Source organism: Lentzea sp. (genome assembly GCF_035525475.1).
Lineage (GTDB): Bacteria > Actinomycetota > Actinomycetes > Mycobacteriales > Pseudonocardiaceae > Lentzea.
On record NZ_DATLEC010000075.1, the window covers coordinates 42439 to 65186 of the forward strand.

General features: G+C 70.8%; 21 protein-coding genes. 9 read left to right on the forward strand and 12 right to left on the reverse strand.

Annotation, left to right across the window (positions count from 1 at the left end; all coding sequences use genetic code 11):
• The first annotated feature begins 42 nt into the window (after positions 1 to 42).
• Together VM306_RS13415 and VM306_RS13420 are read left to right on the forward strand one after the other, a co-directional pair.
• Entirely contained in the window at positions 43 to 543 is a 501-nt protein-coding gene (locus VM306_RS13415; protein ID WP_325514765.1) for a helix-turn-helix domain-containing protein, read from the forward strand.
• On the forward strand, positions 533 to 1099 hold the full coding sequence (locus VM306_RS13420; protein ID WP_325514767.1) for an SRPBCC domain-containing protein: 567 nt from the start codon (positions 533 to 535) through the stop codon (positions 1097 to 1099). The genes VM306_RS13415 and VM306_RS13420 overlap by 11 nt, the downstream gene beginning before the upstream one ends.
• On the opposite strand, the gene VM306_RS13425 is transcribed toward VM306_RS13420, so the two are convergent.
• From VM306_RS13425 to VM306_RS13455, 7 genes are all read right to left on the reverse strand, one after another.
• A complete protein-coding gene (locus VM306_RS13425) occupies positions 1091 to 2293 on the reverse strand; it encodes an FAD-binding protein (protein ID WP_325514769.1) in 1203 nt (400 codons plus the stop codon). The genes VM306_RS13420 and VM306_RS13425 overlap by 9 nt on opposite strands.
• A complete protein-coding gene (locus tag VM306_RS13430) occupies positions 2290 to 3819 on the reverse strand; it encodes an ABC transporter ATP-binding protein (protein ID WP_325514771.1) in 1530 nt (509 codons plus the stop codon). Before VM306_RS13430 ends, VM306_RS13425 begins: the two co-directional genes overlap by 4 nt.
• On the reverse strand, positions 3816 to 5486 hold the full coding sequence (locus tag VM306_RS13435) for an ABC transporter substrate-binding protein (protein WP_325514773.1): 1671 nt from the start codon (positions 5484 to 5486) through the stop codon (positions 3816 to 3818). Before VM306_RS13435 ends, VM306_RS13430 begins: the two co-directional genes overlap by 4 nt.
• A 14-nt stretch (positions 5487 to 5500) precedes the next feature.
• Positions 5501 to 6496, reverse strand: a complete 996-nt coding sequence (locus tag VM306_RS13440; RefSeq protein WP_325514775.1) for an ABC transporter permease — start codon at positions 6494 to 6496, stop codon at positions 5501 to 5503.
• A complete protein-coding gene (locus VM306_RS13445) occupies positions 6493 to 7404 on the reverse strand; it encodes an ABC transporter permease (protein WP_414672373.1) in 912 nt (303 codons plus the stop codon). Before VM306_RS13445 ends, VM306_RS13440 begins: the two co-directional genes overlap by 4 nt.
• Positions 7405 to 7527: 123 nt before the next feature.
• Complete coding sequence (locus tag VM306_RS13450) at positions 7528 to 8310, reverse strand: siderophore-interacting protein (RefSeq protein ID WP_325514777.1); 783 nt, start codon at positions 8308 to 8310, stop codon at positions 7528 to 7530.
• Positions 8307 to 10565: an excinuclease ABC subunit UvrA gene (locus VM306_RS13455; RefSeq protein WP_325514779.1), complete on the reverse strand. Its 2259-nt coding sequence runs from the start codon at positions 10563 to 10565 to the stop codon at positions 8307 to 8309. The genes VM306_RS13450 and VM306_RS13455 overlap by 4 nt, the downstream gene beginning before the upstream one ends.
• Positions 10566 to 10656: 91 nt before the next feature.
• On the opposite strand from VM306_RS13455, the gene VM306_RS13460 reads away from it, so the two are divergent.
• Both VM306_RS13460 and VM306_RS13465 read left to right on the forward strand, forming a co-directional pair.
• Entirely contained in the window at positions 10657 to 11430 is a 774-nt protein-coding gene (locus VM306_RS13460) for a TetR/AcrR family transcriptional regulator (protein ID WP_325514781.1), read from the forward strand.
• 46 nt (positions 11431 to 11476) lie between these two features.
• Entirely contained in the window at positions 11477 to 11878 is a 402-nt protein-coding gene (locus VM306_RS13465; protein ID WP_325514783.1) for a hypothetical protein, read from the forward strand.
• A gap of 39 nt (positions 11879 to 11917) precedes the next feature.
• Here VM306_RS13465 and VM306_RS13470 read toward each other — a convergent pair whose 3' ends face one another.
• Entirely contained in the window at positions 11918 to 12832 is a 915-nt protein-coding gene (locus VM306_RS13470; protein ID WP_325514785.1) for an SDR family NAD(P)-dependent oxidoreductase, read from the reverse strand.
• Positions 12833 to 12932: 100 nt separating this feature from the next.
• Here VM306_RS13470 and VM306_RS13475 point away from each other — a divergent pair, with 100 nt between their 5' ends.
• On the forward strand, positions 12933 to 13598 hold the full coding sequence (locus VM306_RS13475) for a TetR/AcrR family transcriptional regulator (protein ID WP_325514787.1): 666 nt from the start codon (positions 12933 to 12935) through the stop codon (positions 13596 to 13598).
• A gap of 114 nt (positions 13599 to 13712) precedes the next feature.
• Positions 13713 to 15263, forward strand: a complete 1551-nt coding sequence (locus VM306_RS13480; RefSeq protein WP_325514789.1) for a PQQ-binding-like beta-propeller repeat protein — start codon at positions 13713 to 13715, stop codon at positions 15261 to 15263.
• Here the strand turns inward: VM306_RS13480 and VM306_RS13485 are convergent.
• On the reverse strand, positions 15243 to 17849 hold the full coding sequence (locus VM306_RS13485; RefSeq protein ID WP_325514791.1) for an AfsR/SARP family transcriptional regulator: 2607 nt from the start codon (positions 17847 to 17849) through the stop codon (positions 15243 to 15245). The two genes, VM306_RS13480 and VM306_RS13485, sit on opposite strands and share 21 nt — an antisense overlap.
• 31 nt (positions 17850 to 17880) lie before the next feature.
• On the reverse strand, positions 17881 to 18957 hold the full coding sequence (locus VM306_RS13490; RefSeq protein WP_325514793.1) for an epoxide hydrolase: 1077 nt from the start codon (positions 18955 to 18957) through the stop codon (positions 17881 to 17883).
• 43 nt (positions 18958 to 19000) lie between these two features.
• Here VM306_RS13490 and VM306_RS13495 point away from each other — a divergent pair, with 43 nt between their 5' ends.
• Together VM306_RS13495 and VM306_RS13500 are read left to right on the forward strand one after the other, a co-directional pair.
• Positions 19001 to 19939, forward strand: a complete 939-nt coding sequence (locus VM306_RS13495) for a transcriptional regulator (RefSeq protein WP_325514795.1) — start codon at positions 19001 to 19003, stop codon at positions 19937 to 19939.
• 70 nt (positions 19940 to 20009) lie between these two features.
• Positions 20010 to 20654 (forward strand): serine/threonine protein phosphatase, encoded by a 645-nt coding sequence (locus VM306_RS13500; protein WP_325514798.1) that lies wholly within the window; start codon positions 20010 to 20012, stop codon positions 20652 to 20654.
• Here the strand turns inward: VM306_RS13500 and VM306_RS13505 are convergent.
• The gene (locus VM306_RS13505) at positions 20647 to 21414 is read right to left on the reverse strand and encodes a Ku protein (RefSeq protein ID WP_414672374.1); all 768 of its coding nucleotides are present in this window, start codon (positions 21412 to 21414) and stop codon (positions 20647 to 20649) included. The two genes, VM306_RS13500 and VM306_RS13505, sit on opposite strands and share 8 nt — an antisense overlap.
• A 118-nt stretch (positions 21415 to 21532) precedes the next feature.
• Between VM306_RS13505 and VM306_RS13510 the strand changes: the two genes are divergently transcribed.
• Positions 21533 to 22054, forward strand: coding sequence for a metallophosphoesterase family protein (locus VM306_RS13510; RefSeq protein ID WP_325514801.1), 522 nt, complete (start codon positions 21533 to 21535; stop codon positions 22052 to 22054).
• Here VM306_RS13510 and VM306_RS13515 read toward each other — a convergent pair.
• Positions 21946 to 22740, reverse strand: coding sequence for an esterase/lipase family protein (locus tag VM306_RS13515; RefSeq protein WP_325514804.1), 795 nt, complete (start codon positions 22738 to 22740; stop codon positions 21946 to 21948). The genes VM306_RS13510 and VM306_RS13515 overlap by 109 nt on opposite strands.
• Between the last annotated feature and the right edge of the window lie 8 nt (positions 22741 to 22748).

The following is a 22748-nucleotide window of genomic DNA, read 5'->3' on the forward strand; positions in this document are numbered from 1 at the left end:
CGGTATTGACAAAAGAATTTGTCAAATGGGACCGTGCTTCCCGTGGAGCTGTCCCCGTTGCGCCGGTCGCTGCTCGAGCTGCTGAAGTCGCCCGCCTCGGCGACCCAGCTCGCGGCGGCCCTCGACCTGCCGCGCCAGCGGGTGAACTACCACGTCAGAGCCCTGGAGCAGGCAGGCCTCGTCGAACTGGTCGAGGAACGCCAGCGGCGCGGCTGCGTCGAACGCGTCCTGCGCGCCCGGCCCGGCGGCTCCGTGGCGGCCGACGTCCAGGACCAGTTCGCCGCGACGCACCTCGTGTCGGTCGCCTCGGACGTCTCGCGCGAGGTCGACCGCATGTCCCAGGCCGCGGCCGACGCGGGAAAGCGCTTGCTCACCTTCACCGTGGAGGCGACGGTCCGCTTCGGCGAGCCCGGCGACGTCCACGAGTTCACCAGCGACCTGGCCGAAGCGGTGCGGCAGATCGCGCTGAGGTACGACACCGAGTCAGGCCGCCCGTACCGGGTGGTCGCGATGGGCCACCCAGGAGTCCCCGATGAGCGATGACGGCGTCCGGATCGAGATCACCGTGGCCGCCCCGGTCGACGAGGTGTGGCAGTCGTTCCGGGACAGGGACAAGCTCCGCCACTGGCACGGCTGGGACATCCCGGAGCTCGACGACGAGATCGACCACATCTACTTCCAGAACGCCGAGGAGGACGGCACCACGCTGGTCGTCCACGGCCACGACACGTTCGCCCTGACACCGGTCCCCGAGGGCACCCGCGTCGTGCTGACCCGCGCGCCCAAGGGCACCTCACCCGAGTGGGACGACTACTACGACGACATCACCGACGGCTGGATCACGTTCCTGCACCAGCTGAAGTTCGCGCACGAGTTCCATCCGGGGGAGAAGCGCCGGACGCTGTTCTGGCCTTCCGAGGTCGACCTCGGTGTGATCGGGAAGCCTTTTTACGAGTCGGCTCACCAGCGCGGTGTCGTGGTGGAGGAGTGGGGGCCCGGGTTGCTGGTGAGCAGCGCGAAGATGACCGTGGTGACGACCTACGGGTTCTCGGACGACGAGCTGGAGGCGTTGCGCCGGAAGGGCGGCGCGTCAGCCTGACGTGGCCGGCCCGAAGTAGTGGGTCAGGAACTCGTTGCGGAACACGCCCTTCGGGTCGTGCTCGTTCAGCAGAGCCCGGAACGCGTCCCACTGCGGATACCGGGCGGCCAGCAACGTCGGCGGCACGGTGAACAGCTTCCCCCAGTGCGGCCGAGGCGCGATGGCCTCCTCCAACCGGGGCAGCACCGACAGAACGGCCGGAGTGTTCGGCACCCACGTGAAGTGGATCGCGAGACTGTCCCGGTCGTAGGCCGGGCTGAGCCACGCGGCCTCGTCCGACACCGTGCGGATCTCGCAGGTCTGCACGAGCGGAGAGATGACGGTCGACATCTCGGCGAGAGCGCGCAACGCCGTCACAGCGCGGGAGCGGGGCACGAAGTACTCGGTCTGCAGCTCGTCGCCCACCGACGGCGTGAACTCGGCGCGGAAATGCGGCAGGCGTTCGTGCCACGGGCCCGGCACGCCGCCCTGGACCGTGCAGTGCAGGGCCGGCTGGCCGGGTACCGGGTGGACCGGCGCGGAGGCCGGGTGGCCGGGGAAGGCGAACGACGGGTCGCCCACGCGGTGCTTCACGAACAGCGTCGCGCCGCCCTGCCAGTCGACGAACGCGCTCACGCTGTAGGCGCCCGCGAAGATCTGGTCGAGCTGGACGAGCAGCGTCGTCCACGCCACGTCCTCGTAGATGGTCTGCGCCACCTCGAACGACGGCACGACGTCCAGCGTCACGGTGGTGACGATGCCCAGGCCGCCCAGCGACACGACGGCGCCGGGGGAGGTCAGCTCGACCACCGAACCGTCGGCGCGCATCACCTCGAGGGAACGGACGGCACCCGACAGCGAGTGCGAGCCCGAGCCGTGGGTCGCGGTGGCGACCGCGCCGGCGACGGTGATGTGCGGCAGCGACGGCAGGGTGTGCAGTGCCAGGCCCGCGTGTTCCAGCCGTACGGCCAGCTCGGCCAGGGTCATTCCCGCGCTGACCCGGACCGTCGAGCCCGAGACCTCGAACGACGCGGGCATGCCCGACAGCGACACCTGCGTGCCCGCGGTGTCGGCGATCGTGCTGAACGAGTGGCCCGAGCCCACCACGTGCACGGCCGAGGAGCCGCGGACGAGCGCGCGCAGGTCTTCGGCCGAAGCGGGGGTGACCACTTCGGCCGAGGTGAACGTGACGTTGCCCGCCCAGTTGGTCCTCATATGGACACGGTAAGGGCCGAGGCGAGCAATCGTTGTGTGTAGGGGTCCTGCGGCGCGGCGAACACCGATGTGCCCTCCTCGACGACGCGGCCCTGGTGCAGGACGGCGACGCGGTCGGCGAGGTGCTGCACGACGGCCAGGTCGTGGCTGATGAACAGGCACGCGAACCGCAGGTCGCGTTGCAACGAGCGGAACAGGTCGAGCACGCGGGCCTGCACCGTGACGTCCAGGGCGGACGTGGGTTCGTCGGCGATCAGCAGGTCCGGGTCCAGGGCGATGGCGCGGGCGATGCCGACGCGCTGGCGCTGGCCGCCCGAGAGCTCGTGCGGGTAGCGGTCGCGCAGGGACGGCGACAGCTGCACGGCGTCCAGCAGGGAGTCGACCTTCGCGGCCAGCTCCTTTCCGCGCGAAGACGTGTGCAGCACCAGCGGCTGGGCGATCGACTTGGCGACGGTGGCGCGCGGGTTCAGCGACGAGAGCGGGTCCTGGAACACCAGCCCGATCCGGCCGCGGCCGGCCTTGCGCAGCGCGGCGACCTCCCTGCCCGACACCGTGATCCGCCCGGTGTAGCGGGTGAGACCGGTGATGGCGCCCGCGAGGGAGGACTTGCCGGAACCGGACTCACCGACCAGGCCGAGCGTCTCGCCGCGCCCGATCTCCAGCGACACGTCCGAGACGGCGCGGAACTCGCCGTACGTCACCGAGACGTCCGAGAGCCGCAGCACCGGGTCCGGGAAGGCGCGGGAGGGCAGCTCACGGGCTTCCAGCGACAGCACCGAATCGAGCAACCCGCGCGTGTAGTCCTCCCGCGGCGACTCGAAGACCTGCCGGACCGGCCCCGTCTCCACGACCCGGCCCGCGTTCATCACCACGACGCGGTCCGCGAGGTCCGCGACCACGCCCATGTCGTGCGTGATCAGCAGGATCGCGACCCCGAGCCGGTCGCGCAGGTCCCGCAGCAGCCCGAGGATCTCGGCCTGCACGGTCACGTCCAGCGCGGTCGTCGGCTCGTCGGCGATCAGCAACGACGGCTCGTTCGCCACCGCCATCGCGATCACCACGCGCTGCAGCTGACCGCCGGACATCTCGTGCGGGTAGGCCTTGAACCGCGATTCGGGCAACCCGACCAGCCGCAACAGCTCCAACGCCCGCTCACGAGCCTCGGCACGCGAGACCGAACGGTGCACCCGCACGGCCTCGACGATCTGGCTGCCGACCGTGAACACCGGGTTGAGGGCGCTCATGGGTTCCTGGAACACCATGCCGACCTCGTTGCCCCGCACCTGGCGCAGCTCGGCCGCCGGCAACGAGTACAGGTCGCGCCCGCCGAGCAGCGCCCGCCCCGACACGGAGGCGGTCGGCGGCAGCAAGCCGAGCAACGACATCGCGGTCACCGTCTTGCCGGAGCCCGACTCGCCGACCACGGCGAGGACCTCCCCGGCGGTCAGCGAGAACGAGACCTCGCTGACCGCGGAGGAGGAACCGAAGCCCACCGAGACGTTCTCGACGGACAGCAGAGCACTCACTTGGTGATACCCACCTGCAGGTAGTTCGGGTAGGCGGGGAAGTCGGCGATGTAGAAGTTGCCGACCTTCGAGCCGTGGATGAACGAGTTGCGGGTGTAGATCAGCGGCACGACGGGCGAGTCCTGCAGGATCCGCTTGTCGATCGCGGCCCACTTCTTCCCGGCCTCCACGGCGTCCACCGTGGACTGCGCCTGCTCGATCAGCCTGTCGACCTCGGCGTTGGAGTACCGCGAGATGTTGTAGCCGCCCTTGCCGATCTCGGAGGTGGCGAACAGCGGCTGGATGTTCGCGTTGGCGCTCGGGAAGTCCGGCTGCCACGACGACAGGGTGAGGTCGTAGGCCGGGTTGTCCGAGAGGTTCGTCTCCGTCTCGTACGCGTCGGCCTCGAGCGACCGGAGCGTGACCTTGATGTTCGCCCTCGCCAGCGCCGCCTGGATGGCTTCCGCCTTCTCCGTCTGGTTGTTGGACTTGTTCAGCACCAGCGTCAGGCCGTCCAGGCCGTTCGCGAAACCGGCCTCCGCGAGCAGGGCCTTGGCCTTGTCCGGGTCGCCCTCGGGCTTGGTCTGGTAGAGGTCGAACTGCTCGCGGCCCTCGATGCCCTGCGTGATCAACGTCGTGGCGGCGTCGCCGGCCAGTGCGGCGGTGCCGGCGGAGGCGATCTGGTAGGCGGACTTGTTCACCGCGTACTGGAACGCCTGGCGCACCTTGACGTTGTTCAGCGGCGCCTTCTGCGTGTTGAGCGCGAGGTAGGCGACCGCGCCCGACTTCGACGTCACGACGCGGGACTTGGCCGAGGGGTTGGCCTGCAGTTGCGCGAGCTGGGCGGGGGAGGCGAACGACGAGCCGAACGCGAACTTGTCGTCACCGGAGTCCGCGGCGAGGCGCTGCGAGACGACCGAGGCGTCCTGGCCGAGCTGGAACACCACCTCGTCCGGCAGGCCGGCGCGCACCTGGTCCTTCGAGCCGTCCCAGTTCGGGTTGCGCGAGAGCTTGACCTCGACGCCCTTGGAGTAGGTCGCGATCTGGTAGGGGCCGGACGCGATGGCGTGCTCCTGGTAGTCGGGCTCGGCGCCCTTGCCCTTCGGCACCGGGGCGAACGCCGGCGTGGAGGCGATCCACGGCCAGTCGCCGTACGGGCGGGTCAGCTTGAAGGTGATCGTCCTCGGGTCCGGGGTCTCGATCGAGTCGAGCTCCTTGCCGTCGAACGGGCCCTGGTAGCCGGTGCCGCCCAGCAGGTCCTTGTGGTAGCCGAGGCCGCCGCCGAACGCCGGGGCGAACGAGCGCTCGACGCCCCACTTCACGTCCGCGGACGTGATCGGCGTGCCGTCGCTGAACTTCAGGCCGTCCTGCAGGACGAACGTCCAGGTCTTGCCGCCGTCGGTCGTCTTGCCGGTGTCGGCGAGGTCGGGGACCACCTTCGCGGGCTGGCCGACGGCGTTCTGCCACCCGGTCAGCCTGCGGTGGACCAGGCCGAGGGTCGTGATCGCGAGGCTCTGCGACTTGGCGGGGTCGAAGTTGAGCGTGCGCGACTCCGACAGGATGCGCAGCGTGCCGCCCTTGTCCGGCTTGGCGCCGGCGTCACCCGGGGTCTTCTGGTCGTTCGCGCCGCAGGCCGACACCCCCAGGGCACCGACCAGCGCGACGGTCAGAAGTTTCTTGCTGTACAACGGACTTTCCTCCCTCAGGTGAGCCGTGCCCGCGGATCGAGCACGCCGTAGGACAGGTCGACGGCGGCGTTGGCGACGACTACGAGAAAACCGGCGAACAACGTGCAGCCGAGCAGCGTCGGCAGGTCGCGGGAGTGCACTGCCTCGATCAGCAGGCCGCCCAGGCCCGGCAGGCTGAACACCCGTTCGGTGATCACCGCGCCGCCGAGCAGCGAGCCGAACTCGATGCCGGTCAGCGTCACGACGGGCAGCAACACGTTGCGCAGCGCGTGTTTGCCGACGACGGTCCGCTCCGGCACGCCCTTGGCCCGTGCGGTGCGGATGAAGTCCTCGCTCATCGTCTCCAGCATCTGCGAGCGGGTGAGCTTCACGTAGTGGGCTCCGTGCGCGAACGCCAGCACGCACCACGGCAGAACCAGCCCCCACGCCCACCGCACGGGATCTTCGGCGAACGGCGTGTAGTTGCCGACCGGCACCACGTCGAGCTGGAACCCGAGCACGAGGATGCCGAGCAGTCCCACCAGGTAGACGGGGGCGGACACGCCGATCACCGACCCGGCGAGCGCGGCCCGGTCGAACCAGGAGTCCTTGCGCAGCGCGGCGTACACGCCGACCGCCACGCCCACGCCGACCCACAGCACGGCGGCGCCGATGGCGAGCGAGAACGTCACGGGCAGCCGGCCGGAGATCAGCTCCAGCACATCGGTGTTCTGCCGGAACGAGTAGCCGAAGCACGGTGCCGAGCAGTGGATCGCGGTCGCGCCGGTGCCGAACGTCCTGCCGGTGAAGATGCCGCCGATGAACGTGAGGAACTGCTGCCACCACGGCTCGTCGAAGCCCATGAACTCCCGCGCCAGCGCGAGGTTCTCCGGCGTGCACGGCTTGCCGCACGCCAGCAGCGCCGGGTCCGACGGCACCAGGTAGAACACGACGAACGTGCAGAAGGCCACGATCAGCAGGACGAGCACCATGCCGCCGAGGCGGGCCAGGGCGTACCTCAGGTTCCTCACCGGGTCACCGACCGCGGGTCGAGCGCGTCCCGCAGGCCGTCACCCAGGGCGTTGAAGCCCCAGGTGACGGCGAACAGCGCCAGGCCGGGGAAGAACAGGTACGCGGGGTCCACGGCCACCCAGTCGATCGCGGCGCTGATGGACCGCCCCCAGCTCGGGGTCGGCGGCAGCACCCCGACGCCGAGGAACGACAGCGCGGCCTCCAGGCCGATCTTGCCGGGCACCGACAACGTCGCCATCACCAGCACCGGGCCCCAGAGGTTCGGCAGCAGCTCGGTGCGGAACACCTGCCACGGTGACGCGCCGAGCGTCCGGGCGGCCTTCACGAAGTTGCGCTCCTTGAGCGTGAGCACCTGGGCGCGCACGATCCGCGCCGTCGACGGCCACCCGAAGAACCCGATCACCACGATCAGCAGCGACGACCGCGGGAAGTCGGCGGGCACCACCGCGCCGAGCGCGATCATGAACACCAGGTACGGGAACCCGAGGAACACGTCCGCGCTCCACGTGATCACCCGGTCGATCCAGCCGCCGAGGTACCCGGCGGCCGCGCCGATCAGCACGCCCAGCCCGATCGAGACCAGCGTGGCCGCGAGCCCGATGAGGAACGACGTGCGGGCGCCGTGCACCACGATCGCGAACAGGTCCCGGCCGGTCAGCGGCTCGACACCGAACCAGTGCTCGCCGCTCACCCCGCCGAGCGGCCCCGCCGGCAGGCCGGTGGCGGGGTCCAGCGCGGTCGCGTCGTAGGTGTACGGGTCGTGGCCCTCGATGGCGGTCAGGACGTTCGCGAACACCGCGACCAGGGCGATCACGACGACGGTGACGGTGCCGGCGAGCGCCCAGCGGTCCCTGCCGAGCACCGACCGGATCGCGGCGGGCACCGACCGCGCGACGGGAGTGGACAACGTTGACCTGCTTCATCGGATTGATCTGTCGTGGCGCACGGTAGGCCGATCCGGTGAAGACGTCTCGCGCGTCCACAACGTGAGACGCTTCAGCACTATTGCTTCAGTGTTGAGTGAAAGAAATCACTCGCTGAGGGCCGCGATCCGTTCACGGGCCTCGGCCAGGTCGTCTGCTGTCGGCGCGTCGTCCTGCGTCAGGGACCGCCGCCAGTAGCCGGCGAACTCGATGGCCTTCTTGGGCACCCCGAGCCCGACGAAGTGCCGCCGCAACGCCCGCACCGCGGAGGCCTCGCCGCCGAGCCACACCCACGCCGACGGCGGGACCTCGATCGCCGACACGGTCGAGACCAGGTCGTCCCCGGCGCTGCGGTGCACCCACCGCACGCCGGGGACGTCCTGTTCCTCCACCGGATCCGCGACCTCGACCACCGCGACGAACCGCTGCGCCGGCGGCAGCAGTGCGAGCAACGAGGCGATCGCGGGCAACGCCGTCTCGTCGCCCGCGAACACCAGCAGGTCGGCCACGCCCAACGGACGGGCGTAGTCGCGGGACGGCCCGAACCGGCCGATGACGTCACCTGTCCGGGCGCGGGCGGCCCACCGGGACGCGGGGCCGCTGTCGCCGTGCAGCACGAAGTCGACGGTCAGCACGCCACCGGCCAGCGACCGGACGGTGAAGCCGCGCATCCACGGCCGTTCCGGCTCTGGCATGGCCGTGTAGGCCTGGTACCAGACGCCGGCGTCGGGCGAGTCCGACACGTGCGCGGAGTGGCCCGGTTTGGGGAACAACAGCTTCAGCTGCTGGTCGGGCCACGTGCCGATGTCCGCCAGTCCGTCGCCGGTGAACGTGACGCGGACCATGCGCGGCGTCAGGGGTGTCACCGAGGCCACCGTCAGCGCGCTCACGACAGGTACTCCTTCAGGTGCCGGGCGGTCAGGGTGTCCGAAGTGGACACGAGGTCGCCGGGGGTGCCGGAGAACACGACCCGGCCGCCGTCGTGGCCCGCTCCCGGGCCCATGTCGACGATCCAGTCGGCGTGCGCCATCACGGCCTGGTGGTGCTCGATCACGATCACCGTGTTCCCGGCGTCGATCAGCTGGTCGAGCAGGCCCAGCAGCTGGTCGACGTCCGCGAGGTGCAGGCCGGACGTCGGCTCGTCGAGCACGTACGTCGAGGCCTTCTCGGCCATGTGGATCGCGAGCTTGAGCCGCTGGCGTTCGCCGCCGGAGAGCGTGGTCAGCGGCTGGCCGAGCGACAGGTACGACAGGCCGACGTCGTGCAGGCGGCTCAGCACGGCGTGCGCCTGGCCGGAGGGGAAGAACTCGCGGGCGTCGGCCACGGACATGGCCAGCACCTCGCTGATGTTCTTGCCCCGCAACGTGTAGCGCAGCACCTCGGGGGTGAACCGCTTGCCCTCGCACTTCTCGCACACCGTCGCGACGCCCGCCATCATCGCCAGGTCGGTGTAGACGAGGCCGATGCCCTTGCAGTTCTCGCACGCCCCTTCGGAGTTCGCGCTGAACAACGCCGCTTTCACGCCGTTGGCCCTGGCGAACGCGGTCCTGACCGAGTCGAGCAGGCCGGTGTAGGTGGCGGGGTTGGACCTGCGCGAGCCGCGGATCGCCGACTGGTCGACGGTCACGACTCCTGGCCGTTCGCGCAGCGACCCGTGGATGAGCGACGACTTGCCGGAGCCGGCGACGCCGGTGACGACGGTCAGCACGCCGAGCGGGAGGTCGACCGAGACGTCCTTGAGGTTGTTCAGCCGTGCGCCGGTGATCGTCAGGAAGCCCTGGGGGGAGCGGAACTCCGGGCGCAGCTTCGCGCGGTGGTCGAGGTGGCGGCCGGTCAGCGTGCCGGACTTGCGCAGTCCCGCCACGTCGCCGGAGTAGCAGACGTGCCCGCCGTTGACGCCCGCGCCGGGGCCGAGGTCCACCACGTGGTCGGCGATCGCGATCGTCTCGGGCTTGTGCTCGACGACGAGGACGGTGTTCCCCTTGTCGCGCAGGCGGAGCAGCAGGGTGTTCATGCGCTGGATGTCGTGCGGGTGCAGGCCGACGGTCGGTTCGTCGAACACGTAGGTGATGTCGGTGAGCGACGATCCCAGGTGCCGCACCATCTTCACGCGCTGCGACTCGCCGCCCGACAGCGTCCCGGACTCGCGGTCGAGCGACAGGTAGCCGAGGCCGATCTCGACGAGCGAGTCCAGCGTGTCGCGCAACGTCGCCAGCAGCGGAGCCACCGACGGGTCGTCGATCGAGTGCGCGAACCGCGCGAGGTCGCTGATCTGCATCGCGCAGCAGTCGGCGATGGTCACGCCGCGGATCTTCGAGGCGAGCGCGGCCTGGTTGAGCCGGGCGCCCCGGCAGCTCTGGCAGGCCGCGAACGTGACGGCGCGGTCGACGAACGCCCTGACGTGCGGCTGCATCGAGTCGCGGTCCTTGGACAGGATCGTCCGCTGCAGCTTGGTGATCAGGCCGTCGTAGGTGACGTTGGTGCCGCCGATGTCCAGCTTCGTCGTGGGTTTGTGGAGGAAGTCTTCGAGCTGCTGTCCGGTGAACTCGGAGATCGGCCTGTCGGCGGGGTAGAGGCCGGAGTTCGCGAGCACCTGCCAGTACCAGGTGCCGACGCCGTAGTTCGGGGCGTCGATGGCGCCGTCGTTCAGCGACTTGCTCTTGTCGACGATCGCGTCCACGTCGATGGTGGTGACCTTGCCGAGCCCCTCGCACGCCGGGCACATGCCCTCCGGCAGGTTGAAGCTGAACGCGCCGGACGTGCCGACGCGCGGCTCGCCGAGGCGGCTGAACACGATCCGCAGCATCGTGTGGGCGTCGGTGGCGGTGCCGACGGTGGAGCGCGAGTTCGCGCCCATCCGCTCCTGGTCGACGATGATCGCCGCGCTCAGGTTGTGCAGCGCGTCCACGTCCGGCCGTCCGATCGACGGCATGAAGGACTGCAGGAACGCGGTGTAGGTCTCGTTGATCATGCGCTGCGACTCGGCCGCGATCGTGCCGAAGACCAGCGAGGACTTGCCGGAGCCGGACACGCCGGTGAAGACGGTCAGGCGGCGCTTGGGGACGTCGAGCGACACGTCCGCGAGGTTGTTCTCCCTCGCCCCGCGGACCTGGATCATGTCGTGGCTGTCTGCGACAGCATTCACAGCTGTTTCCCCCTGGCTTTGTTCACGGCGGTTCTTTATGCCGTAAAGTATCGACTGACAAGGTTACTTTACGTTGTAAGGAGTCGCAACCGTGGTCGTCTACGCAGGTCAGGGCGACCCGCGCCGGTCCATCGAGCTGCTCTGGCGGGGGTCGGCCGCGGAGAAGCGCCCAGGTCCGAAGCCGGGTCTGAGCGTGGACGCGATCGTCGACGCGGGCATCGCGGTCGCCGACGAGCAGGGCATCTCCTTCTCGATGCGCGCGGTGGGGGAGCGGCTCGGGCGCACGGCGATGGCGCTCTACACGTACGTGCCGGGCAAGAACGAGCTCGTCGACCTCATGTACGACCGCACGATGGCCGAGCTGCCGACCTCCTACTCCCTGGACGACGGGTGGCGCCCGGCCGTCACGAGGTGGGCGCAGGACATGTGGGAGTGCTACGGCCGCCACCCGTGGGTGTTGCAGGTGTCGCAGGCGCGCCCGGTCCTCGGGCCGTACGAGTTCGGCGTGACCGAGTCGCTGGCGGCGATCCTGGTCTCCACCGGTCTGCCCGGCCGTCAGCTGCGCGGCATCGCCGGTGCCATCAACTACTTCGTGCGGGGCGCGGCCCAGACCGTCGCCGAGGCGCGGGCGGCGAGCGGCGCGACGGGGGAGGCCGACGAGGAGTGGTGGTACGCGCGGTCCGCCGTGCTGCTCGAGATCGAGCCCGGCCTGGCGGAGAAGTACCCGATGCTGCACGTTCTCGAGGGCGACCGGGAGCCGGTCGACCCGGAGCTGCCCTACTTGGAGAACGACGCCGTCGAGAACTTCCGGGGCGGTCTGCGCGTGCTCCTGGACGGTGTCGAGGCGGCTGTTGCAAAACCGTGACAGACCACGGACGTTCAGAGCACATGGACTCGGTGAGATCGTTCCCATGGCAATCGGGCCCAAAGGAGTCGGGGGAGTCCTGGCGCTCGTAGCGCTCATGATGGTGCTCACCTCGCTGAGCACCCCGCTGACCACCGCGGCCACCACGCCGCCGGACGACGGCTACCGCCCCGCGGTGATGCGGACGGAGTACGGGACCGGCGACCTGGCGGCGGTGGTCCACTCACCGCGCACGCTCGTCGGCGTGCGGCAGCTGGTGTTCAGCTTCCGCGGCAACGACGCGTACGCCGAGGAGCTGGCGCGGCAGGGGTTCGTGGTGGTGCTGGTCCACGACCGCCTGACGCTGGACGGGCATCGCGCCCTGTGGCGCGAGCTCGGCGGCGGCGCCGGTCCACTCGCGGAACGGTTCCGCGGGTTCGCCGGCCACTTCGTCGTGGAGGAACCGTGACGCGTCCCTTTCAGGACGCTCACAGGTCAGGCGGGTGGGCTACGCCGCGGCGGTTGCCCGGCCCACCGGGAACCGCACGCCGGTGAGGTCCTCCGAGACGGCCCAGAGGCGTTGCTGCACGGTCACGTCGTAGGACGCGGGGCTGGAGGTGACCAGCCTCGGGTGGCCGCGCCCCTCGCTCAGCCCGTCGGGGCCGTAGTACTGCCCGCCGAGGACGGACGGGTCGGTGGCGGCCCTCAGGGTGGGCAGCGAGCCCATCGTCGCGGGCTGGGTGAGCACCGGGGCGAGCAGGGTGATCGGGAGCCGGAGGGCCGCGGGGGTGTTGCGGGCCAGTTCGGTGTTGGAGATGCCGGGATGCGCGGCCACCGCGACGGTGGTGCCGTGCGCGGCGAGCCGGCGCTGCAGCTCGTAGGTGAACATCAGGTTGGCGAGCTTCGACTGGCCGTAGGCGCCGACCCGGCTGTAGGAACGTTCCCACTGCAGGTCGTCGAAGTGGATGGCGGCGCGGATGCGGTGGCCGGTGCTGCTGACCGTGACCACCCGGGAGCCGGGCACGGGCAGCATCAGGTCGAGCAGCAGCCCGGTGAACGCGAAGTGGCCCAGGTGGTTGGTGCCGAACTGCGCCTCGAAGCCGTCGCGGGTGGTCTGCTTCGGCGTGTACATCACGCCGGCGTTGTTGATCAGCAGGTCGATCCGCGGGTGGGTGGAGCGCAGGCCGGCCGCGGCGGCGCGCACCGACTCCAGCGAGGTCAGGTCCAGCTCCCGCACGGAGACGTCCCCGTTCATCCTGGCGGCGGCCAGCTCGCCCTTCTCCGTGTCGCGCACGGCCAGCACGACCGACGCCCCGCGCTCGGCGAGCCGCCGGGCGGTCTCGAAGCCCAGTCCGGTGTTGGCGCCGGTGACCACGGCCACGCGGCCGTCCTGGCGCGGGATCTGCTGTTCGGTCCACTTCATCGCTGACTCCTAATGTACCGCCGGTAACTTGTGGTGAGGACGTTAATGTACCGCCGGTACACTGTCAAGGTACCGGTGGTACCCAAGTTAGGATGGGCCCATGACGTTCCAGCGAGCGCGCAGCGAGGAGCAGCGGGAGGTCCGGCGCCGGACGATCATGGAGACGACCTCGGCGATGCTCGACGAGATGCCGGTGGCCGAGGTGACCCTGAACGAGCTGAGCCGGCGGGTGGGCCTGGCCAAGACGGCGGTGCTGCGCTACTTCGAGTCCCGCGAGGCGGTGCTGCTCGACCTGATGGACGACCGGACGGCGAGCTGGCTGGCGGAGCTGGAGCAGGAGCTGGCCCGCGGCGTCGACCCCGGCCGGTCCGCGGAGGAACGGGCGGAGCAGACGGCCGACGTGCTCAGCCGGTCGCTCGCCGCCCAGACGGTGCTCTGCGACCTCTTCGGCGCACAGGGCGGGGTGCTCGAGCACAACGTCTCCGCCGAGGTGATCCGCCGGCACAAGCGGGCGTCGCTGGGCAACCTCGCGGTGATGGCGGACCTGGTGCGGCACCACCTGCCGGAGGTCGGCGACCGCGCGGAGCTGTTCTGCCTCAACCTCCTGTTCATGGCCGGCGCGCTGTCCGCCTACGCCTCACCGCCGGCGAGCCTGCTCGCCGTCTACGAGTCCGAACCGGCGCTCGCGGTCCACCACGCCGACCTGCGGACGGCCCTGCGGCTCACGGTCGTCACGTCGCTCATGGGCGTGCTGCCGCGGTTCTGAGCCCGGAGCCGGACGTCGTGGCGCATCAACCGATCGGTTAACGCTCGACGAGACTTTGGGTGGACGTGTTCCCGTTCCGCCGCTGCCAGAGTGGTGGCGGAAGGGGGAAATTCCATGCGCAGAACCACAGCGCTGCTCACGGCAGCGCTGGTAGTGCTGACCGCGTCACCCGCGACCGCCCACGCCGGCGGTGACTGGCCAGGGTGGCAGAAGGACCTGAACGGGTCGAGGCACAACGCCGCCGAGTGGCGCATCGACCGGAACAACGCGGGGAAGCTGAAGCTGAAGTGGGCGTTCGCCTATCCCAAGGGCGACGTCAACGGCGTCCGCAGCCAGCCCGCCGTCGTGGGGGACACCGTCTACTTCGGCGGCCCCGACGGGAAGTTCTACGCCCGCAACGCGCGCAGCGGCAACGCCAAGTGGGAGTTCGCGCTCCCACCGGCCAGCCGGTACGCGTACAACTCCGACGGCCCGACCGTGGCCGGCGGCAAGGTGTTCTTCGGTGACAGCGCGAGCCGGCTCTTCGCGCTCGACCAGCGCACCGGGCGGCTGAGGTGGCAGGTGCGGCTCGACGACGGCATCGCCTCGCAGACGACCAGCTCGCCGATCGTCCACAACGGACTGGTGTACGTGGGCACGTCGAGTGGTGAGAACACGTTGCCGGTCACGCACGCCTGTTGCACGTTCCGCGGTCACATCGACGCCTACGACGTCGACACCGGCGCGCTGGTCTGGCGCCACCACACGGTGCCGGAACCGGTCGAGGTGGGGACGTGGCCCAACGGCGCCAAGCGGTTCGAGCCGTCGGGCGCCGGGGTGTGGAGCTCGCCGGTGATCGACCGCGGGACCGGCACGCTGTATGTCGGCACGGGCCAGAACTACACGGGCAAGGGCGGCGAGTTCGACTCGCTGCTCGCGCTCGACGCCCGCACCGGCGCGGTGAGGTGGACCAACCAGGTCACCGGCGCCGACACGTGGCGCGACGCGTGCAACACGCCCGACGCCGAGGGGTACTGCCCCGGGCTCAAGGACGGCACCAACCTCGACTACGACATCGGCGCCACGCCGAACCTGTTCACGGTCGGCGGCAGGCAGCTCGTCGGCGTAGGGCAGAAGTCCGGTGTCTACCACGTGTTCGACGCCGCGACGGGGCAGGTCGTGTGGCGCCGCCAGCTCGGTGTGCCGCTGCCCAGCGGTGGCATCTCGGGCATCCAGTGGGGGTCGAGCTACGACGGCAGGCGGCTCTACATCGCGACCTACTACGCCGACCCCGGCACGTTGTTCGCGGTGGACCCCGCCACCGGCCAGGTGCTGTGGCAGACCCCGGCGCCCGAGGACGGCTGCGCCACGGGCGGGGCGGCCGGTCAGCCGACCTGCGCGCGGGCGCACGGCGTGCCCGTGTCCAGCACTCCGGGCGTGGTCTGGCTCGGTGCCGGTGACGGCAAGCTGCGCGCGTACAACTCCAGGACCGGACAGGTCCTCTGGACCTACGACACCGTTCAGGACGTTCGCGGTGTCAACGGCCTGACCGGGCGCGGCGGCACGATGGCGGGTCCGGGCACGGGTGCGGTGGTGTCGAACGGCATGGTCTTCGTGCAGTCCGGCTACTACCCGGAGTTCGCGAACAACCCCAACGGGTCCGTGTTACTGGCCTTCGGCCTGTAGCTTCGCGCGCACGGGGCCGGTCGGCAGGCCGGCCTCGGTGCGCAGCTCCACCGACTTCTGCCAGGCCTCGCGAGCGGCCTCGGCGCGCCCCGCGGCGGCGAGGGTGTCGCCGAGCCGCTCGTGGGAGCTCGCCTCGAGCACGAGGTCGCCGCCGAGCCGGAAGTGCTCCGCCGACCTGGTGAACGCGTGCGCGGCGCGGTCGTGGTCGCCCAGGCCGCGGTAGGCGGTGCCGAGGGTGTCCCACGTCTCGCCCTGGCCGACGACGTGGTCCATCGCCTGCCACATCGGCATCACGCGCTCGGCGTACTCGACGGCCCTCGCGTGCTCGCCGAGCTTGCCGTACCCCCACGCGAGCCCGGTCAGCGCGTTGGCCTGCCCGTACTGGTCGCCGCACTCCTCGTACAGCGCGAGACCGCGGCGCGTGTGCTCGATCGCCTCCTCGATCCTGTCGTCGGGACACAGCATCGCGATGTTGAGCAGCGCCCCGGCCTGTCCCGACGGGATGCCCTCGTACACCTCGAACGCCCGCTCCAGCGCGGTCCTCGCCTCGGCGAGCCGTCCCACCCTGCCGAACGCGCGGCCGAGGTTGATCAGCGTGCGGCCCAGCCCGTCGACGTCGTCGAGCTCCTCGAGCGCGGCGACCGCGAGCTGTTGCGACGTCAGCAGATCGCGGTGGTGCGCCTGGCGGTCGAGGACGTCGGCGAGCGACCAGCCCATGAGCCACGTCTGCACCGGCGTGCCGTGCGGCATCGCCGCCATCAACGCCGGATGCTCGTTCATCAGCCATGCCAGCGCTTCTTCGTGGGTGGCGAACGACGAGACCACCACGCCCGTAGCGGGGTCCGGTGTGGACGGACGGTACCGGGTGGGGGTGAACGCGACGCCCGCCTCCACGCTCGTCAGCGCGAGGTGGTCGAGCAACCGGTGCAGCGCCTCGTCGCGTTCGTCCTCCGGCGCCAGCTCGGCCGCGTAGTCGCGCAGCAGGTCGTGGCAGGTGAACCGGCCGGGCTCCGCCTCGTCGATGAGGTTGGCCCTCGAGAGCTCCGCCAGCAGCACCTCCGTCTCGCGCGGTTCCAGTGCGGCCAGGGAAGCGGCGCCGGCCAGGCTGATGTCCGAGCCGGGCATCAGGCCCAGCAGCCGGAACAGCCGCAGCGCCGGCGGGCTCAACGCCTTGCAGGAGTGGGAGAACACCGAACGCAGGTCCGCGGTGACGTCATCGTCGTCGGCGAACGCGTCGAGGTCGGCGAGCTCGTCCGCCAGTGCCGCCAGGGGGAACTCCGGCTGCGTCGCCGCCCGTGCCCCGGCCACCGCGAGCGCCAGCGGGAGACGGGCGCAGCGGCGGACCACCGTGTCGACGGCCTCGGGTTCGGCCCGGACGCGCTCGTGGCCGATCCGTGCGGCCAGCAGTTCGCGGGCGTCGTCGGGCGGCAAGAGCCCCAGTGGCAACGAGTGCGCGTCCGCCGGCCTGAGCTCGGTCCGGCTGGTGATCACGACGTGCGTGCCCGGCGTCCGCGGCAGCAACGGCTCGACCTGGTCGGCGTCGGTGGCGTTGTCGAGCACCATCAGCATCCGCTTGTCCGCCAGCGCGTCCCGCAGCAACGCCGACTGCCCGGCCAGGTCGTGCGGCACCTTCGCGCGCGGCACGTCGAGGGCGGACAGGAACCGCAGCAGCGCGTCACCGGGGCTCACCGCCGCGCCGCTCGGCCCGAACCCGTGCAGGTTCACGTAGAGCTGGCCGTCCGGGAACCGTTCGGCCGCCTGGTGGGCCCAGTGCACGGCGAGGGAGGTCTTGCCGACGCCGCCGGTGCCGGTGATCACCACGACGCCGTGCGGTGCCTGGTCGAGGTCCGCGAGCTCCACCGCCCTGCCTGTGAACGGCTTGGGCGGCGCGGGCAGCTGCCGCGGCGCCGAGGCGGCCTGCAGCCGCCGGTGCAACCCCGCCAGGTGCCGTGACGGCTCGGCGCCCAGCTCGTCGGCCAGCCGTGCCCGGACCTCCTCGAAGTGCGCGACGGCCTCGGACGTGCGGCCGCTGCCCTGCAACGCCCTGATCAGCTGGGCCGCCACCCGTTCGTCCAACGGGCGCTGCTCGGCGAGCACGCGCAGCTCCGGCAGCAACGCGACGTGCTCGCCCCCGTCCAGCCGCGCGTCCAGGTGGTCGAGCCGGGCGGTGAGCAGCTCGTCGGCGAAGTCCGCACGCTGCTGCACCGCCCATGGTGTATCCACTGTGGACAGAAGCTCGCCCTCGGCGAGCGCCAGCGCCTGCGCGGTCCTGCCGGTCCGCACCAGGTGCCGGAACCGGTGCAGGTCGATCTCCAGCGGGTCGACCCGCACCACGTACCCGCCGGCGTCGCGCTCGATCAGGCCGGGCAGCGTGTGCCGCAGCCGGGTCAGCCACGTCTGCGTCATCGCGCGGGCGCGGGGCGGCGGCGCGTCGCCCAGGACGCGGTCGACGAGCTCGTCGGCGCTGACCACACGGCCGGCGTCCACGAGCAGGACGCCCAGCAGGGCCCCCAGCCGCGTCGGGCCGAACTCGGTCACGCCGGCGCCCGTCCGCGCCGAGACCCCGCCGAAGACCCTGAACCGCACGGTGATCACCGTAACCGTTCCCGGCAGGCCCTCACAGGAGGAAGGCCCCCCGCAGTTCGCGCACGACCAGCTCCGGCACCTCCATCACCGCGAAGTGCCCGCCGCGCGGCATCTCGGTCCACCGCACGACGTTGTGGTTGCGCTCGGCCATCCGCCGGATCGGCACGCCCACGTCGTGCGGGAACACCGCCACCGACGTCGGCGTGTCCGAGGCAGGCTCCAGCTCGCCCCACGTCTCGTCCCCCTCCTGGTAGTACCGCGCCGACGACCCCGCCGTCCTGGTGAACCAGAAGATCGACGCGGTGCTCAGCAGCGCGTCCCGGGGTACCCCGATCTCCGGGTCGCTCCACGTGTGGAACGCCCACTCGATCCACTCCAGCTGCGCGACCGGCGAGTCGGTGAGCGCGTATGCCACCGACTGCGGCCGTGTGCTCTGCATCGACACGTACCCGAACTGCTCGAACTCGTACCGGAACGCCTTCTCCACCGACCTGCGCTCCGCCTCGACCTCCATGTCGGCGGTCTCGGCCGTGACGCCTGCGGAGAAGATCTGGTTGACGTGGATCGCGCGGACCTCGTCGCGCAGGCCGAGGTGGCGGGTGAGCACGGCGCCGAAGTCGTAGCCGTGGGCGACGTAGCGGTCGTAGCCCAGGCGGCGCATGAGCTCGGCGAGGACGTCCGCCACGCGGGGGATGGTCCAGCCGAGCTCCCCGGTGGGGCCGGAGAAGCCGAAGCCGGGCACCGAGGGGACCACCAGGTGGAAGTCGCGGCTCAGCGGCTCGATCATCTCCTCGAACGCGAAGCACGTCGACGGCCAGCCGTGCGTGAGCAGCAACGGTTCCGCGTTCGCGTTCGGGCTCTTCACGTGCAGGAAGTGCAGCCGTGCGCCGTCGATCTCGGTGACGAACTGCGGGATCTCGTTGAGGCGCCGCTCCTGCTCGCGCCAGTCGAAGTCCCGCCAGTGTTCCGCCAGTTCCCGGAGGTGGTCGAGGGGCGTGCCCTGGGCCCAGGTCGCGCCGCGCGGTGCGTCCGGCCAGCGCGTGGCGTCGAGGCGTCGGTGCAGGTCGTCGAGGTCCTGCTGCGGAATGGTGATCGCGAAAGGCTTCATGATCGCGACGCTATGACCACTGTAGGACAGATATGGTCCTCCAGTGTCGTCTGCCCGGTTGTTGAAGTTGCTCGGTCTGCTGCAGTCGCGGCGTGAGTGGTCCGGTGTGGAGCTCGCCGAACGGTTGGGTGTCACCACGCGCACGGTCCGCCGTGACGTCGAGAAGCTGCGGACGCTCGACTACCCGGTGCACGCCTCGATGGGCACGTCCGGCGGTGGCTACCGGCTCGGCTCGGGTGCGCAGCTGCCGCCGTTGCTGCTGGACGACGACGAGGCGGTCGCGGTGGCGGTGGGCCTGCGCACGGCGAGCGGCATCGAGAACATCGGTGAGACGGCCGTGCGCGCGTTGCTGAAAGTCGAGCAGGTGCTGCCGTCCGCGCTACGGCACCGCGTGGCCGCGCTGGAGATCGCGACGGTCCCGTACACCGGCACGGCGCCCGTGGTGGACGCGGCGGTGCTGACGTTCGTCGGCACCGCCTGCCGCGACCGGCAGCGGCTCCGGTTCGCCTACGTCGGGCACGCGGGGGAGGAGTCGCTGCGGGAGGTCGAACCGCACCGGCTGGTGACGTGGGGCCGGCGCTGGTACCTCGTGGCGTGGGACGTGCAGAGGGACGACTGGCGCACATTTCGACTCGATCGAATGACCGTGCGTACCCCGTTCGGAGCCAGGTTCACGCCACGTGAGATCCCAGGGGGTGACCCAGGCGCGTTCGTAGCCGCAAGGGTCGCCGATCGGTGGCCTGTTCAGGGCGTCGTGCGACTGAGCGTGCCCGCTTCCGAGGCGACGCAGTGGCACAGCTACGGCGATGTCGTGGCGCTCGACGAAAGCTCGTGCCATGTTCGTGTCGGAGGCGAGACCATGGACGACGTGGTGTTCATGCTCGCGAGCATCACCGTCGAGTTCGAGGTCGTCTCGCCACCGGAACTGTCCACCGCGCTCGTGCGCGCGGCGGAGCGGCTTCGCCGGGCGGCGAAACTCTAGAGCTTTTCTCAGGCTGCTGACAGCAGACTCCTAGGCGCGCACGGCTTAGTGGAGGTCAGGGAGGTCCGCCATGCTGATTGATCGCACCGTTCCCCTGGGCACCGCGCTCACCGTGACCTACGCGTCGGAACGAGGGCCGCGCACGTACAACGCCGACGCGTACGCCCACGGCCGCCGTACGTTCGTCGTCGCCGACGGAGTGGGTGACTCGCCGGCCGCCGCCGAGGCCGCGCACGCCGCCGCGCAGGCCGCCGCTCTGCTCGCCGACCCGGTCGCCGCGATCCTGGCGGCCAGGGACGCCCTCCAGGTCCACCTCGGCGACGCGGTGATCGTCGTCGCCGCGGCCCGCCCGGACGGCGGGTTCGACGTGGCGTGGGTCGGCGACGCACGCGCGTACGCCTCGGACGGTGAGGACCTCGTGCAGCTCACCACCGACCACACGGTCGGTGAGTACTTCCGCGAGCGCGGGATCGTGGCCGAGCCGCGGATGGACCACGTCGTGACGAACACCGTCCGGCTCGCGACCACCGAGAACATCGGACGGGCGGCGACGCGTGCGCCACGGCTCGCCCTGGTCTCCGACGGCGTGTCCGGACCGTTGGGGCACGCCGGGGTCGAGGTCATCCTGTCCGGCCAGGCGTCGGCCGAACGGCTGGTGCGGGCGGCCCTGTACGCGGGCGGCACGGACAACGCGACCGCGGTCGTCGTCAGCTGACCTTCTTGCCGCCGCCGCGCTTCTTCTTGCTCGCCTCGACGCTGCGCTGCAACGCCTCCATGAGGTCCACGACGTCCGTGGCGGCCGCGGGCTCGTCCTCGACGATGATCTCGCGACCCTTCTGCTTGTCCTCGATCAGCTTGGTCACGCGCTCGGTGTAGGTGTCGCGGTAGTCCTTCGGCCGCCAGTCGTCGGCCATGGACTCCACCAGCGACACCGCCATGTCGAGTTCCTTGCCGCGGGGCGCCCGGCCCTCCGGCGCCACGTCCAGCACGTCCTCCGGCTTGCGGATCTCGTCGGCGAAGAAGAGCGTGTGGACGGCGAGGATCCCGTTGTCCTCCTTCAACGCCGTGAGGTACTGCTTGCCGCGCATGACGAACATCGCGATGCCCGCGCGGTTCGTCTTCTTCATCGCCTGCGCGAGCAGCAGGTACGGCCGGGAGTGCTCGGCCTTGGCCGGCCCGAGCCAGTAGGTCTTCTGGAAGTACACGGGGTCGATCTCGTCGAGGTCGACGAACGCCTCGATGTCGAGCGTGCGCGACCGGCCCGGCGCGATCTCGTCCAGCTCCTCCGGCTCCACGACCACGTACTCGCCGCTCTCGACCTCGTGCCCCTTCACGATCTTGTCGTAGGGCACCTCGCGCCCGGTGCGCTCGTTGACGCGCTTGTACCGGATGCGGTCGGACGTCCCGCGCTGGAACTGGTTGAAGTGCACCGTGTGGTCCTCGGTGGCGCTGTACAGCTCCACCGGGATGCTCACCAGGCCGAAACTGATCGCCCCGCTCCAGACAGCCCTCGCCATTGCCGGGAGGTACCCGCGTCGTGCCACCCCAAACGCGGCCCGGCACCTCCGTGCCGATCCGGCTAGCCTCTCGACCGTGAGAGTGGTCGTGCTGTCCGACACCCACGCGCCGCGGTTCTGGAAGCGGTGCCCACCGGCCGTGGCCGAGCACCTGCGTTCCGCCGACCTGATCCTGCACGGCGGGGACGTCTGCGTGGCGCCCGTGCTGGACGAGCTGGCGCAGTACGCGCCGGTCGTCGCCGTGTGCGGCAACAACGACGGGCCGGACGTCGTGGCGTGGGGCGCGCCCGAGACCGTCGAGTTCGACATCGACGGGCTACCGGTCGCGATGATCCACGACAGCGGTCAGAAGACCGGGCGCTGGGCCAGGATGCGCCGCCGGTTCCCCTCGGCGCGGCTGGTCGTGTTCGGACACTCGCACATCCCGTGGGACGAGGAGGGGGACGGACTGCGCGTCTTCAACCCCGGCTCTCCCACGGACAAGCGCCGTCAGCCGCACGGCACGATCGGGCTGCTGCACGTCGAGGACGGCGAGTTGCTGGACGCGAGGATCGTGCCGCTGGCCCAGGCGGCGAGCCGCGGGCCGAGGAGCTCGTAGACCTGCGGGTCGAACCCCATGCCGGTGTGCGTGCTGTGCACCTCGAGGCACTCGGCGCACGGGTCCTGGCACAGCTGCCACGGCACGATGCCGTCCGAGCGGGAGAAGAAGGAGATCGCGGGCACCCGCAACGGTTCCGCGAGCGTGCGCACGTGCTCGTCGAAGCACGGGCCGTGCAGGCAGTCCTCGTCGAGCAGGCCTGGGACACCGGCGGCGGCCAGGCGGGTGAGGAACAGGGCGACGCGCATGGCGCTCGGATGGGCGCCGAGCGGGTCCAGGACCGGGCTGGCCATCATGACCAGACCGTGGACCAGGTCCGGCCGCCGGGCGGCGGCGATACGCGCGAGGCCGCCGCCACGGCTCTGGCCGAGCAGCACCACGGGGCGACCTGTGCGCTCGGCGTGCTCTTCGGTGCTCCGCATGAGCTTCGCCAGCAGATCCGCGGTGCATCCGACGGTGAACCCGACCCCGGCGTTGACCGGCCGGTAACCACGCGCGCGCAGCCACCAGCCGGCCGGCGAGAGGCTCACGCCCCCCGCCCCGAAACCGGGCACGAGGACCACACCGCGGCCACCACCCTGCCCGGGGTCGGCGTTTCGCCACACCGGGTGACGCAGCAACCGCGGCACGTCCCATAACGCCCTGAACACGCTTTCCGTCGCGCCAGAACGCAATCCGTCGAACATGCCTTTGG